This window comes from Nonomuraea sp. NPDC059194 (assembly GCF_042754765.1).
Lineage (GTDB): Bacteria > Actinomycetota > Actinomycetes > Streptosporangiales > Streptosporangiaceae > Nonomuraea.
Window position 1 is genome coordinate 171,195 of record NZ_JBHZBH010000005.1, and the last position, 13,660, is coordinate 184,854.

The 13,660-nt window shown below is 69.6% G+C and carries 12 protein-coding genes; 6 read left to right on the forward strand and 6 right to left on the reverse strand.

Translation table 11 applies throughout. From position 1 onward, the window contains the following. The first annotated feature begins 141 nt into the window (after positions 1–141). The gene (locus tag ACFXJ8_RS09780; protein WP_379643427.1) at positions 142–441 is read left to right on the forward strand and encodes a hypothetical protein; all 300 of its coding nucleotides are present in this window, start codon (positions 142–144) and stop codon (positions 439–441) included. A 14-nt stretch (positions 442–455) separates the two neighbouring features. Here the strand turns inward: ACFXJ8_RS09780 and ACFXJ8_RS09785 are convergent, their stop codons facing one another. Continuing rightward, positions 456–878 carry a MarR family winged helix-turn-helix transcriptional regulator gene (locus ACFXJ8_RS09785; protein WP_379643428.1) on the reverse strand — a complete coding sequence of 141 codons (423 nt, stop codon included), beginning with the start codon at positions 876–878 and terminating at the stop codon, positions 456–458. 82 nt (positions 879–960) lie between these two features. Here ACFXJ8_RS09785 and ACFXJ8_RS09790 point away from each other — a divergent pair, with 82 nt between their 5' ends. Next, complete coding sequence (locus ACFXJ8_RS09790; RefSeq protein ID WP_379643429.1) at positions 961–1,302, forward strand: DMT family transporter; 342 nt, start codon at positions 961–963, stop codon at positions 1,300–1,302. A 12-nt stretch (positions 1,303–1,314) separates the two neighbouring features. Then, on the forward strand, positions 1,315–1,635 hold the full coding sequence (locus ACFXJ8_RS09795) for a DMT family transporter (protein WP_379643430.1): 321 nt from the start codon (positions 1,315–1,317) through the stop codon (positions 1,633–1,635). A 2-nt stretch (positions 1,636–1,637) separates the two neighbouring features. Here ACFXJ8_RS09795 and ACFXJ8_RS09800 read toward each other — a convergent pair whose 3' ends face one another. From ACFXJ8_RS09800 to ACFXJ8_RS09810, 3 genes are all read right to left on the reverse strand, one after another. Further along, positions 1,638–1,832 carry a DUF3046 domain-containing protein gene (locus tag ACFXJ8_RS09800; RefSeq protein WP_379643431.1) on the reverse strand — a complete coding sequence of 65 codons (195 nt, stop codon included), beginning with the start codon at positions 1,830–1,832 and terminating at the stop codon, positions 1,638–1,640. A gap of 242 nt (positions 1,833–2,074) precedes the next feature. Next, positions 2,075–2,563: a VOC family protein gene (locus tag ACFXJ8_RS09805; protein ID WP_379643432.1), complete on the reverse strand. Its 489-nt coding sequence runs from the start codon at positions 2,561–2,563 to the stop codon at positions 2,075–2,077. A gap of 41 nt (positions 2,564–2,604) precedes the next feature. Continuing rightward, the gene (locus ACFXJ8_RS09810) at positions 2,605–3,924 is read right to left on the reverse strand and encodes a pyridoxal phosphate-dependent decarboxylase family protein (protein WP_379643433.1); all 1,320 of its coding nucleotides are present in this window, start codon (positions 3,922–3,924) and stop codon (positions 2,605–2,607) included. Positions 3,925–4,041: 117 nt separating this feature from the next. Between ACFXJ8_RS09810 and ACFXJ8_RS09815 the strand changes: the two genes are divergently transcribed. Continuing rightward, entirely contained in the window at positions 4,042–8,790 is a 4,749-nt protein-coding gene (locus tag ACFXJ8_RS09815; protein ID WP_379643434.1) for an ATP-dependent helicase, read from the forward strand. 398 nt (positions 8,791–9,188) lie between these two features. Here the strand turns inward: ACFXJ8_RS09815 and ACFXJ8_RS09820 are convergent, their stop codons facing one another. Beyond that, positions 9,189–11,171: a hypothetical protein gene (locus ACFXJ8_RS09820; RefSeq protein ID WP_379643435.1), complete on the reverse strand. Its 1,983-nt coding sequence runs from the start codon at positions 11,169–11,171 to the stop codon at positions 9,189–9,191. Positions 11,172–11,619: 448 nt separating this feature from the next. On the opposite strand from ACFXJ8_RS09820, the gene ACFXJ8_RS09825 reads away from it, so the two are divergent. Together ACFXJ8_RS09825 and ACFXJ8_RS09830 are read left to right on the forward strand one after the other, a co-directional pair. Further along, positions 11,620–12,051, forward strand: coding sequence for an Rrf2 family transcriptional regulator (locus tag ACFXJ8_RS09825; RefSeq protein ID WP_379643436.1), 432 nt, complete (start codon positions 11,620–11,622; stop codon positions 12,049–12,051). 77 nt (positions 12,052–12,128) lie between these two features. Continuing rightward, entirely contained in the window at positions 12,129–12,863 is a 735-nt protein-coding gene (locus ACFXJ8_RS09830) for an NIPSNAP family protein (protein WP_379643437.1), read from the forward strand. Positions 12,864–12,960: 97 nt separating this feature from the next. On the opposite strand, the gene ACFXJ8_RS09835 is transcribed toward ACFXJ8_RS09830, so the two are convergent. Continuing rightward, positions 12,961–13,629, reverse strand: coding sequence for a FadR/GntR family transcriptional regulator (locus ACFXJ8_RS09835; RefSeq protein WP_379643438.1), 669 nt, complete (start codon positions 13,627–13,629; stop codon positions 12,961–12,963). Positions 13,630–13,660: the final 31 nt, after the last annotated feature.

Sequence of the window (13,660 nt, forward strand, 5' to 3'; positions counted from 1 at the left end):
TAGCCGAACGGCTGTTCGATCGCGCCCCGAACACGCCAACCGTCGCACCGAGCCCCGCCGACATTCCCTGACAATACGCCGGGCCTGTTGCCATGGCGCTGACCTGGGGAGATCCTGAGGAAAAGGTCGAGAGGCGGGGTCGTGAAGAGCACGTACACCGGGCAGCGGCGCGCCCATCTGGAGTCGCTGGCGGCGTTGCTCCCCGGCTGCGGGCTCGTCGGGCGCATGGTCGGCGGCGACGACCCCGTGCTGTGGGTGTGGCACCCGCGCACGGGCCGTCAGACCATCATCTTCGCCACCCCTGCCGCGAAAGCGTGGGTCTTCCTGTGGTCTCCCGGCGGCCAGGGGCACGCCGACGATCTCGCCGGTACGGCGGAGGCCCTCCACACCTCCCTCACCGAACCGACCAAACCGACGACCCAGGTAACCCAGGCGACCTAAACGACGAAGGCGATCTAGCCAACGAAAGCCGCCCGCAGGCCCTCCACGGTGGACCCCAGTCCTTCGGCGGCGGCCCGGTCGAGAGCCGCCGTGAGGGTGTCCTCATAGGTGGCGCTCGCCCCGCTCTTGCGCTCCCTACCCGCCTCGGTGATCACGGTGTAGACGCCCCGGCGGTCGTTCGCGCACAGGTCGCGGCGGGTCAGACCGGATGCCTCCAGGCGCCCGACCAGGCGGGTGACCGAGCTCTGGTTGAGCCCGAGCAGGTCGGCCAGCTCCTGCATGCGCAGCTCGCCACCGGCGGCCGTGGACAGGTGGCAGAGCGCCCTGTACTCCGACAGTCCGAGACCGTGCCGCTGCAACGCGCTCGCCAGCTCGTGCTCCACCCTGGCGTGCAGCCGTACCACCCCGACCCACATGTCGTCGTCGAGCGTCGCCATCCGGCCCTCCTTCTGTGTTGACATCCACTCTATATGTATGCACAGAATATGCATGCACAAGCAAACAAATGAAGGAATCCCCATGGCTTGGATCTACTTGCTCGTCGCCGCCGTGTTCGAGGTGGTCTTCGCCCTCGCCACCAACGCCACCGAAGGCTTCACCGTGCTCGGCCCCTCGTTGCTCACCATCGCCGCGGCGGCCGGCGGGATCTTCTTCCTCAGCCTCGCGCTCAAGACGCTCGACGTCGGCGTCGGCTACACCGTGTGGACCGGCATCGGCTCCGTCGGCACCGTCGTGCTCGGCACCGTGATCTTCGACGAGGCGATGACGCTCGGCAAGGCCCTGGCGTTCGTTCTGATCATCGGCGGCGTCCTCGGCCTCAAGCTGGCCGACCGCCTCGCCCCTTCCACCACCGCCGCCTGAGGAGGCACCACCATGGCCTGGATCTACCTGTCCATCGCGATCGTCTTCGAGATCGGCTTCGCGCTCGGCACCAACGCCACGCAGGGCTTCACCCGCCTGTGGCCCTCGGTCTTCACCCTGCTGGCCGCGGCGGGCGGCATCTTCACCCTCAGCCTCGCGCTCAGGACCCTCGATGTCGGCGTCGGCTACACCATCTGGACGGGCATCGGCTCGATCGGCACCGTCGTCCTCGGCGCCCTCGTCTATAAGGAGAAGATCACCGTGCCCAAGCTGGTCTCGTTCGCCGCGATCATCGGCGGCGTCGTCCTGCTCAAGCTCTCCGCAGGGATCTGAGGTCAGCGAAGCCTGCTGGCGACGTTCTCCACCTGGCACACCGCGCGCCAGACGTCCTTGGCGCTCTCACCCTGCGCGAGCGCCTGCTCGACCGTGCGTCCGCCCAGCGGGGCGAGCACGTAGTCCCTGGCCCACGACTCGGCGTAGGCATCGCCGAAGTGGGCGCGCATCCTTCTCCAGAACTCGGTCAGGCGCATCACCCCAGTATGGAACCGGCTCCGGAGTGGGTAGGACATGCGCATGGCGAAAACCCCCAAAACGGCGCCCAAGCCGTCAGCCACCGCCAGATCACATCGAGAGCGTCGCCGCGACCTGCTCCTCCAGCAGCGGCTCGCCGTACAGAAGGAGAAGGCCGAACGCGCCGAACGGCACGCCGGCCTGAGACGCGAACCCCGCGAGGGCGCACCGCGCACCCGCCGGGCATCACGGAGGTAAGCGGCTACAACACCCGCGAGCCGTACATCTCTCCCAGATGGTCGGCGAGCAGTTCCAGTCGGGCGCCGTCGGGGTCCCTGAAGTAGATGGAGGCGCCGCTTTCGATCTGGTGCGGCACGCCGGCCATCTCCAGCTTGCCGCGCAGCCGTTCCCACGTCGCGGGGTCCACGGAGATCGCGATGTGGTGCAGCCCGCCGAGGACCTCCTGGTACGGCCCGAGGTCGAGCCCGGGGAAGTCGAAGAAGGCCAGCAGGTTGCCGTTGCCTATGTCGAAGAAGAAGTGGTTGGAGCCCTTGTAGTCGCGGTTCTCGAAGATCTCCGTGAGGGGAAATTCCAGGAGCTCCTGGTAGAAGCGGATCGTCCGCTCCACATCGGAGGAGAGCAGCGCGAAGTGGTGCAGGCCGCGCGCGCTGCTCGATGGACGGTGCGGCAGGAGGTATTCCCGCTTGATGCGCTCGCGATCAGCCTCGATGGCCGGGTAATCGATGGTCACGTCGCTCACCTCTACCGCTCTATGTCCCCGCGATTCCCTTCTCAATCGCGCATGGTGGCGACAATCTCTTTCACGATCTCGATCGTGGTGCCGGGGTGCAGGAACGCGAAACGCGCGACGGTTTCGCCTTCCCACCCGGTCGGGGTGACGAATCCGATCTGTCCGGCCAGCAGTCTGTCGGACCACGCGTAGTAGTCCTGAGCGGTCCATCCCGGACGGCGGAAGAGCACCGCGGACAGTTCGGGCTCCCTGATGAGCTCGAGGTGGTCGCTCTCCTTGATCAGTTCGGCGGTCTCCCTGGCGAGGGCGAGCCCTCGCTCGACGGCCTCGGTGTAGGCGTCGGTTCCGTTGACCGCCAGCGAGAACCACAGCGGCAGGCCGCGGGCGCGCCTGGTCAGGTGGTAGGCGTAGTCGGTGGGATTCCACTCACCGCCGTCGGTGTGCAGGACGTCCAGATATGAGGCGTCCTGAGTGTGTACGGCACGCGCCAGGTTGGGGTTGCGGTAGATCAGCGCGGCGCAGTCGAACGGGGCGAACAGCCACTTGTGTGGATCGACCACGAACGAGTCGGCGTGTTCGATGCCCTCGTAGCGGTGCCGTACGGAAGGGGCGAACAGGCCCGCGCCGCCGTACGCGCCGTCGACGTGGAACCACAGGCCGCGCTCGCGCGCCACCTCCGCGACGCCCTTGAGGTCGTCGATGATGCCCGCGTTCGTGGTGCCGGAGGTGGCGACGACGCCGATGACGTTCTCCTGGCCTTCGAGCGCCTTCCGCAGGGACGCGCCGGTGAGCCGATGGTCCTCCGAGGGCACGACGAGGGCCTCGACGCCGATGATGCGCAGGGTGTTGGAGATCGAGGAGTGCGCCTGGTCGCTCACGGCGATCTTCGCGTTCGGCACGCCGGCCGTATCTCTCGCCACGACCAGGGCGGACAGGTTGGCGGCGCTGCCGCCGGAGACGAAGCAGCCGCCCGCCGTCTGCGGCATGCCCGCGTAGTCGGCGATCAGGCGCAGGACCTGGTTCTCCGCCGCGATGGCACCGGAGGCCTCCAGCCAGCTGATGCCCTGCAGCGAGGCGCAGGAGACGACCATGTCGAACAGCAGCGCGGCCTTGGTGGGGGCGGCGGGGATGAAGGACAGGAAGCGGTTGCTGTCGGCGGAGATGACCGCGCGGGAGAGCTGCTGGTCGTAGACGTCCAGCACCTTGGCCGGGTCGGCGCCCTCCGGGGTGATGAGTCCGGCGAGCGCGGCATCCAGCTTGTCCTTCTCACCCGGATGGTCGAGGGGGACGGGGTCCAGGGCAAGGCGCTGCCTCATGTAGTCGAAGACCAGGGTGGTGAGGCGCTCGTCGTAGCTATGCACGCATGCAGTATGGGGATAAAAACGGCAAAATGGGAAATAGCAGGCAATGATCTTAAAAACCTCCTGGCCGGTACGGCCCGGCGCGGTTTTGTCGGTGCCGCAGGGCACCATGGGCATGTGAGCTTCCTCGACCTCTTCAGCAAGGTGACCCGCGAGTGGTTCACCGGGGCCTTCGCGGCGCCCACCCCTGCCCAGCTGGGGGCATGGGAGTCCATCGCGCGCGGTGACAACACGCTCGTCGTCGCCCCCACGGGCTCGGGCAAGACGCTCGCCGCCTTCCTGTGGTCGCTCGACAGGCTGGCCGCCGAGCCGCCCGCCGCGGATGCCAAGGAGTCGAAGAAGACCTGCAAGGTGCTCTACGTCTCGCCGCTGAAAGCGCTCGCCGTCGACGTGGAGCGCAACCTGCGGGCGCCGCTGGCGGGGCTGAAGCAGACCGCGCGACGCCTCGGCCTGGCACCGCCCGAGATCTCGGTGGCCATCCGGTCGGGCGACACCTCGGCCGAGGATCGCAGGAGGTTCGCCGCCAAGCCGTCCGACATCCTCATCACGACGCCCGAGTCGCTGTTCCTGCTGCTCACCAGCCAGGCGAGGGAGGCGCTGCACGGCGTGCGGACCGTGATCGTCGACGAGGTCCACGCGGTCGCGGCCACCAAACGCGGCGCCCACCTCGCGCTCAGCCTGGAACGGCTCGACGCCCTCCTCGACAAGCCCGCCCAGCGCATCGGGCTGTCGGCCACCGTGCGGCCGGTGAGCGAGGTGGCCGCCTTCCTCGGCGGCGCGCGGCCCGCGACCGTGGTGCAGCCGCCGTCCGACAAACGCATCGAGGTGGAGGTCGTCGTCCCGATCGAGGACATGACCGAGCTCGACGCGCAACCGGTGACCGACCCCGACGCGTTCGTGCAGGAGCCCGCGCGCAGGTCGATCTGGCCGCACGTGGAAGACCGGCTGTTCGACCTGATCGAGGCCCACAGCTCGACGATCGTCTTCGCCAACTCGCGCCGGCTGGCCGAGCGCCTGTGCACGCGGCTCAACGAGCTGGCCTACGAGCGCGAACAGGGCACCGAGGCGATCGACCTGTCGATCTGGGAGAGCCCGCCCGGCAACGGCCCCGTCGCCCGGCCGCCCGCCGAGATGATGGCGCAGGCGGGGGCGAGCAAGGGCGCGGTTCCCGAGATCGTGCGCGCCCACCACGGGTCGGTGTCCAAGGAGGAGCGGGCGCAGATCGAGGAGGCGCTGAAATCGGGCAGGCTGCCCGCGGTGGTCGCCACCTCCAGCCTGGAGCTGGGCATCGACATGGGCGCCGTCGACCTGGTGGCCTGCGTCGAGGCGCCGCCCAGCGTGGCCAGCGGCCTGCAGCGGATCGGCAGGGCTGGGCACCAGGTGGGCGCGGTCTCCAAAGGCGTGATCTTCCCCAAGTACCGCGGCGACCTGATCCAGACGGCGGTCGTGGCCGAGCGGATGCGCAGCGGCCAGATCGAGGAGATGCGCTATCCGCGTAACCCGCTCGACGTGCTCGCCCAGCAGATCGTGGCGATGACCGCGCTCGACGACTGGACGGTCGACGAGCTCGAAGAGGTGGTCAAGCGGGCGGCGCCCTACTCCACGCTGCCGCGCACCGCGCTGGAGGCCACGCTCGACATGCTCGCCGGCCGCTATCCGAGCGAGGAGTTCGCCGAGCTGCGTCCCCGCCTGGTGTGGGACAGGGTGACCGGCGTGCTGCAGGGCCGTCCAGGCGCGCAGCGGCTCGCGGTCACCAACGGCGGCACCATCCCCGACCGCGGCCTGTTCGGGGTCTTCCTGGTCGGCGAGAAGGGGTCCAGGGTCGGCGAGCTCGACGAGGAGATGGTCTACGAGTCGCGGGCCGGCGACGTGTTCGTGCTCGGCGCGACCTCCTGGCGGATCGAGGACATCACGGCCGACCGGGTGCTCGTCTCGCCCGCGCCCGGCCAGCCGGGCAAGCTGCCGTTCTGGCACGGCGACGCCCCTGGCCGGCCCGCCGAGCTGGGCCGGGCCATCGGGGCGTTCCTGCGGGAGCTGTCCGCTTCCAGTACGGCAGGCGCGCCGTCCCCCGCGGACGGGGTCGTCGAACGGATGCGGGCCGCGGGGCTCGACGAGTGGGCGGCGGGCAACCTGCTCGCCTACCTGCAGGAGCAGCGCGAGGCCACGGGCTATGTGCCCGACGACCGCACGCTGCTGGTCGAGCGCTTCCACGACGAGCTGGGCGACTGGCGGGTGGTGATCCACTCCCCTTACGGCGCGCGGGTCCACGCGCCCTGGGCGCTGGCCATCAACCGGCGGCTGCGCGAGCGCTACGGCGTCGACGTGCAGGCCGTCCACTCCGACGATGGGATCGTCCTGCGCATCCCCGACACGCTGGCCGAGCCGCCGAGCGACGTGGCCGCCTTCGACGCCGACGAGATCGAGCAGATCGTCACCGAGGAGCTGGGCGGTTCGGCGCTGTTCGCCTCGCGTTTCAGGGAGTGCGCGGGGCGGTCGCTGCTGCTGCCCCGCCGTACCCCGGGCAAACGCACGCCGCTGTGGCAGCAGCGCCAGCGGGCCGCGCACCTGCTCGGGGTGGCCTCGCAGTACGCGAGCTTCCCCGTGGTGCTGGAGACGATGCGCGAGTGCCTGCAGGACGTGTTCGACGTGCCGGGGCTGGTCCAGCTCATGCGTGACATCGCGGCGCGGCGGGTGCGCGTGGTGGAGGTGGAGACCTCGCAGGCCTCGCCGTTCGCGGCGTCGCTGCTGTTCCACTACATCGGTGCATTCATGTACGAAGGCGACGCGCCGCTGGCCGAGCGGCGGGCGCAGGCGCTGGCGCTCGACACCACGCTGCTGGCCGAACTGCTGGGCCAGGCCGACCTGCGCGAGCTGCTCGATCCCGACGTGATCGCCGACGCCGAACGCGAGCTGGCCAGGCTCGACAGGCCGCTGCGTGACGCCGAGGATCTGGCCGACCTGCTGCGCTCGCACGGGCCGCTGCTGGCAGCCGACGTGAGCGTGCGCGGCGGCGAGCCCGCCTGGCTGGCCGACCTGGAGCGGGCACGCCGGGCGATCAGCGTGCGCGTCGCGGGCGAGGAGCAGTGGGCGGCGATCGAGGACGCGGCCAGGCTGCGCGACGCGCTTGGCGCGCCGCTGCCCGTGGGGGTGCCGCACGCTTTCCTCGAGCCTGTGGCCGACCCGCTCGGCGATCTGGTGGCCAGGCACGCGCGCACCCGCACGCCGTTCCACGCCGGTGCGGCGGCGGCCAGGTTCGGGCTCGGCGTCGCGGTGATCACCGACGCGCTGCGCCGCCTGGCCGCGCAGGGGCGGGTGGTGAGCGGCGAGTTCAGGCCCGGCGGGCGCGGCGAGGAATGGTGCGACGCCGGAGTGCTGCGGATGCTCAGGCGCAGATCGCTGGCACGGCTGCGCAAAGAGGTCGAACCGGTCTCGCCGGAGACGCTCGCGCTGTTCGCGCCGAGCTGGCACGGCATCTCGGGCCGTTCCTCGTCCTCCCGGGGCGGTTCGGCCGGCAGCGGGGCCATCGGCGCGGCCAGGTCGATGGACGCCCTGGTCAACGCCATCGAGCAACTTCAGGGCGCGGCGGTGCCCGCCTCCTCGCTCGAGACGCTGGTGCTGCCCTCACGGGTTCCCGGCTACCACCCCGCGCTGCTCGACGAGCTCACCTCCTCGGGAGAGGTCATCTGGGCCGGGCAGGGCTCGTTGCCCGGCGGCGACGGCTGGGTGTCGCTCTACTTCGCCGACACCGCCCCGCTGCTGCTCCCCCCGCCCGCCGAGATCACCATGACGCCGCTGCACGAGCAGGTGCTCGACGTGCTCGACGGCGGTGGCGCGCTCTTCTTCCGCGGGCTGTCCGATCGCGTGGGGTCGCTCGACGACCTCACGCTGACCGCCGCCCTGTGGGACCTCGTGTGGTCGAGCCGGATCTCCGGCGACACGCTAGCTCCACTCAGGGCGACGCTCGGCTCGGGGCGCCCCGCGCATCGGCCGGCGACCACCAGGCGACGGCGGGCGGTGCTGCCGTCGAGGAGCGGATCGCCGCTGGTCGGGGGGCGGTGGTGGCTGCTGCCCTCGCCGTCGCCCGACACCACGCAGCGGGCGCACGCGCAGGCGGAGGCGCTGCTCGAACGGCACGGCGTGGTCACGCGCGGCGCGGTGATGGCCGAGCGGCTGCCTGGCGGGTTCGCGGCGGTTTATCAGGTGTTGCGGGCCTTCGAGGAGAGCGGGCGCTGCCGTCGGGGGTACTTCGTCGAGGGCCTCGGCGGGGCGCAGTTCGCCCTGCCGGGAGCCGTCGACCGCATGCGCGCCTTGTCACCGGACGCGACAGGCTCCTCCGGCTCAGCCGGATTCGGTACGGGTTCAGGTGGGTCCGGGCCGGGCTCGGGCGGGTTCGTTGCGGGCTTGGGCGGGCCGGGACCGGGCAGGTCCGATGCCGGGTCGGATGGGCCTGAGCCAGGCGGGTCCAGGTCTGGCTCGGGCGGGTTCGGTGCGGGGGCGGGGCAGCGGGCGGTGGTGCTGGCGGCGGCTGACCCCGCCAGCCCGTACGGCGCGGCACTCCCCTGGCCGGCGCACCCCGGCGACGTCGGGCACAAGCCGGGTCGCAAGGCGGGCGCGCTGGTCGTGCTCGTCGACGGGCATCTGGTGCTGTACGTGGAGCGGGGCGGGAAGACGCTGCTGTCGTTCGCCGACGATGGACGGCTTCAGCCCGCGGTCGACGCGCTGGCGCTGGCCGTACGGGATGGGGCGCTCGGGAAGCTCACGGTGGAGCGGGCCAACGGGGGGTCGATCAACGACTCTCCGCTGGCGGCGGCGCTGGAGGCGGCCGGGTTCCACCCAACACCCCGCGGCCTCCGCCTACGCGCCTGACCCGACCGGTCCCGCCGCACGCCGGGCCACATGCCCAACCCGCCGCAAAGCCGTTCCTTCCCTCTGCGAGCTGGGCGATTGCCGCCACAGAGTGAAGCTGACGCGAAACACGGCAACGGACATGGGTTCGGGCGATCTCCGCAATGCGGCAGCGGGCTATAGCTGTCCTCTCACTGGTCGCCAAGCACACCACGGAGACAACCAGGCATACCCGGCTTCAGCACACTCGGGTCCGTGCCACCGACCGCAAGGTAACGCTGAGCGACGATGGTTGCGGTGTGTGATCCGCAGAAATGGCGATCGTGCGAGGTCGGGGGTGCTCTCCCGACCGTGACCCCCGCACCTAAGTAGACCAACCTGACGCTGCTGAGGGTGCTGAGGTGAACCTTATGGCTGCGTTATTGGCGGGAGAGTGCACGAGTGAGGCCTGCCAGGATGGTCGTTGCAAGGATCCACCCCGCAGTGATCATCGCGGCGGCGAGCCACTGTTGTAAACCGCGCGGGCCGAAGGCGGTCTCCTGTCCGAAGCTAATGATCGGGAGGAGCAGGTCCAGGGTGTAGAGGAAGGCGTTGAAGGGGGGCGCCTCGCCTGGCTTGAAGGCCGGTGGCTGGTGGACGGTGAAAACGACCGAGCCGATGAGGAGAAGGGCTGCGAGCCAGAGCGCGGCACGGAATGGGCGGTAGCCGTACCCGACGGTCCAGTCCTGCAGGTGCCCCCACAGCCGCGCCCCGACCCGTTGCCCCGTGCGACGGCGACGCTGTTTGGCCAGCAGCACGTCCCGAGCGGCCTCATCGTGACCATGCCTGCGGTAGACGGTGGCCAGCTGCTCATACGGTTGGGGCTGGTAGGCCTCCTTGGCCAGCCAGTCAAGACGCTCCTGCACAGGCAGCAGAGCCTCGAGGCTGTCGTAGGTGAAGCCATTCATCAGGAGGTGAGCAGGCCACCGGCCAGGAACGTCATCGAGCACGCCGACCCGGGTGTGGCGAAGGTCGACGGCGCCGAGCAGTACAGTCTCAGCCCCGATCTTCAGCGAAGCCGCTTCGACGCCACGTAGGTGAAGGTCACCGTCGATGGTGGTCTCCGCAAAGCACAGTGTGGCCGCGATCCGGGAATCTCTGATCGAGAGAGTTCCCTTGGCCGTGAAGCCTTCGCAGCAGTCGATGCCACCGCCCGCGATCACTTCCCAGAGGGCCAGAACCCGACCCCCGGGATTGCTGAGGGCAGCACCGTGGAACTCCACGGTGCCCTCGACTTTGGCGTTGATGAGCACGATCTCCCCATCGGCACTGAAGCCTTCGCTACAGCTGAGCCTGCCGGTGACCACCAGCCGCCGCAGTGAGAGTGCCGTCGAACCTGGGTGGGACAGTCGCCCGCCGTCGATGTTGACCGATCCGCGGACCTGGGTCGAGTCCAGGAAGACCTCTCCGGTCGCCACGAAGCCCGGTGTGGCTCGCAGTCCGCTGCCGATCTCCATGAGCGGCGCGTTCAGGGCGCGTCCTGCCGGATTGGCGAGGGTCGCCTGAGCGAAGGAGAGCGAACCGGCCACGTGGGCTCCCCGCAAGAGGACTTCGCCCTCGGCCGTGAAGCCCTCATCGATGAGCAGCCCACCCTCGACGGTGAGCCTTTCTGCGTTCAGGGCGATGCCGTCGGGGTTGGACAGCCGAGCCCCGCTGAACACGCACCGGCGCCCTACCCGGGCGTCCTGCACGCTCAGCTCGCCGTAGGAGTGGAAGCCGTGACCACACGACAACCCACCGTCGATGACGATGCCCTCGGCGGTGAGGCTCAAGCCGCCTGACCGCCCGACCCGCGCGCCATCGAAGGTCATCGTCCCGCCGATCCTGGCGCCCGCGACACGTACCTCACCGTCGATGACGGCGTTCGCACACAGGAGATCTCGGTCGACGATCAGGCCGTCGGCATGGACGGCCAGATCTGCGTGGATCACCATGTCGTTGAGGTTCATCGTCCCGGACACGTGGGCCCCAGCCAGCTGAATCGGGCCATCCATTGCGCAGCCTTCGAGGCGCAGGCCCCCGCCGATCACGGCATCTGCAGCCTGCAGTCCGGGCAACCGGGAAGCCGCGAGGTCGACCAGGCCGGTGCGGGCTCCGGTGAAGACCGGTGCTTCCTCGAAGTCGCACGTGGTCAAGATCAGAGGGTGTTGAACCTCGGCGTACGACAGGTCCAACCGGCCGGTGATCCGGGCTCCGGAAAGGTGCATGCCAGGCGTCTGCCCTGGAAGGTGTTCCCGGGCGCCGAGCAGCATTCTTGCGATGATCGCAGCCCGAACGGGGGTGCCGGGAAGATCTACAGGACGCGCTGCGGGAAACGCCTCCCAGAGGGCGAGTTCCGGCTCGAGCAGATCCTCGATGATCACAGGGCACTCCCGGAACGTCGCACGCGTCGGTAAGGAGATGCTCCAAGGTCACCACCGGCTTCGCAACCGTCATGCCCTGCTCGTCCCTTGTGTCACAGTGCGCGATTCGCAGAAAGTGGATGTCGGCGGCACCTTCGTTCGGCGAGACGTTCGCCCAGGACGCCGCTCGCAGAACTCCTCTTAGAACCGGAACGTTCTGAGAAACGGTTCCGAGAGGCTCACGACCTGGGCGAACGCTCTATTGGCGGCTGAAGGGGGCGATGGCGTGGCTCAGTTGACGGCGGTGAGTTCGGCGCGTGCAACGGGGCTGCGACGGCTTGGCGGTCGCCGCTGGACTTCAACTCGGGCACGTACTTGTAGATGGTGGAGCGGCTGACGCCCCGCCTGGGATGGGCGCCCGGTTGACAGCCGCCCGACTGTAATAGAGGCTGTTACAGCAGGAGGGATGATGGCAGCGAACAGCCGGCTCACGATCGCCGTGCACATTCTGACGTGGTTGGCCCTCGCGCACCGGCGCGGAACGGAGCTGCTGACCTCTGACCAGGTCGCCGCCAGCGTCAACACGAATCCGGTGATCATCCGGCGCAGTCTCGGCGACCTGCGGCGGGCAGGCCTGGTGACCGTACGTCACGGCGCGGGGGCGGGGTGGAGCCTGGCCCGCGTGCCGGAGGAGATCATGCTGCTCGACGTGTACGACGCCGTCGAGCGAGAGCCGTTGTTCGGCATGCACCACACCGAGCCCAACCTCGAATGCCCGGTCGGCAAGGGGATCCGGCCTGCACTGGGTGATGTGTACGGCAGGGCCGAGCTGGCCCTGCGTGCGGAGTTGGGACGCACGTCGATAGCTGACGTGCTACGCGAGACCCTGCTGGTGAGCTAGACGCCCCCGTGTCCGGCGGCTTTCGGCGTACCCCTTGTTGTAACAAAAATTGTTCTAATGAGCTGAAGGAGATCCTCGTGTACGACGTACGATGCCCGGTCGTCGAGCTGAGGCAGTACACGCTGCACCCTGGTCAGCGCGACGTGCTGATCAGCCTTTTCGACCGGGAGTTCGTCGAGTCACAGGAGGCGGTCGGCATGACGCTCCTGGGGCAGTTCCGCGACCTGGACGACCCGGACCGGTTCGTCTGGCTGCGGGGATTCGACGACATGCCGCACCGAGCCGAGGCGCTCGGCCGCTTCTACGGCGGGCCGATCTGGAAGGCGCACCGCGAGCAGGCCAACGCCACGATGATCGACTCGGACGACGTACTGCTCCTGAGGCCCGTCACAGCGCGGACCGGCTTCCCGGCCCCCGCCGCCGCCCGGCCGCCGGCCGGCGAGACGACCCCGCCTCCGTCGGTCGTGCTCGCGACGATCTACTACGGCGACGGCCCGTTCGACGAGACGTTCGTGGAGTTCTTCGACCGGCAGATATGCCCCGCCCTGACGGAGGCGGGCGCCACGCCGCTGGCCTGCCTGCAGTCCGAACACGCGGCGAACACCTTCCCGGCGCTGCCGGTGCGGACCGGCGAGAACGTCTTCGTGTGGTTCGCCCGGTTCGCCGACGAGCGGCACCTCATCGAGCATCTGGACCGCCTGGAGCACTCGGATCGGTGGCGCGACAAGGTGCTGCCCACCTTGTCGGCGATGCTGGCCAGAACCCCGCAGCGGTTGCGACTGGCTCCCACCGCGAGATCCCTGCTGCGCTGAGCGCGTCGGTCTGACCCCAAATCCGCAGAGCCTCGACGTTAACCAGGAGAGGTCACCAGGGTGTCGGGGAAGGGCCATCGGGTCGAGGCCGACGGGGTCAGGACAGGGTGGCTTTTATGGCCTCCAGGTGGGCGCGGCTGTGCCGGGACGCAGCGGCCGGGTCACGCGCCGCGACCGCCTCCACCACGGCCAAGTGGGCGGCGTGGTCGTCCTCCGGCGACGGCACCGGCCGGATCCGCAGCATGTCGATCATTGCCGGGCGCAGGCGCGGGACGAACCCGTCGAAGAGTTCCAGGAGGATCTCGTTGTGCGAGGCGAGGACGACCTGCCGGTGGAAGGCCATGTCGGCGTCCACCAGTTCCTCCGCGTCGTGGCAGTGCTTCGCGCGCACGCGCAGGGTGCGGCGCAGGGCCCGCAGATCGGCGGGGGTACGGCGGGCTGCCGCCAGGGCCGCGGCCTCGGATTCGATGGCGACGCGCGCCTCGATGACCGAGGTGATGGCCGCCCGGCGCACCACCGAGTCCCAGTCTTCGGCGACGTCGAGGGCGGTGACGAAGACGCCGGCGCCCTGCCGAGGCTGCAGCACTCCCTTGCCGGCCAGCTCGCGGATGGCCTCCCGCACGGTGGAGCGGCCGACGCCGAGTTGCACAGCGAGCGTGGTCTCCCCCGGCAGCTTCTGGCCGAGCACCCACTCGCCGGCACGGACGCGGGCGAGCAGCAGCTCCGCGGCCTTCTCTGCCAGCGGGTGCCGCCGCATGTCAAGCATAGGGAACCTCTCAGCTTGTCTGAGGAGTTAG

Coding starts and splice junctions, on each gene's coding strand:
- ACFXJ8_RS09835 (WP_379643438.1), bottom strand. CDS start 13,629: ATGCTTGACATGCGGCGGCACCCGCTGGCAGAGAAGGCCGCGGAGCTG.
- ACFXJ8_RS09825 (WP_379643436.1), top strand. CDS start 11,620: ATGGCAGCGAACAGCCGGCTCACGATCGCCGTGCACATTCTGACGTGG.
- ACFXJ8_RS09790 (WP_379643429.1), top strand. CDS start 961: ATGGCTTGGATCTACTTGCTCGTCGCCGCCGTGTTCGAGGTGGTCTTC.
- ACFXJ8_RS09800 (WP_379643431.1), bottom strand. CDS start 1,832: ATGCGCCTGACCGAGTTCTGGAGAAGGATGCGCGCCCACTTCGGCGAT.
- ACFXJ8_RS09785 (WP_379643428.1), bottom strand. CDS start 878: ATGGCGACGCTCGACGACGACATGTGGGTCGGGGTGGTACGGCTGCAC.
- ACFXJ8_RS09795 (WP_379643430.1), top strand. CDS start 1,315: ATGGCCTGGATCTACCTGTCCATCGCGATCGTCTTCGAGATCGGCTTC.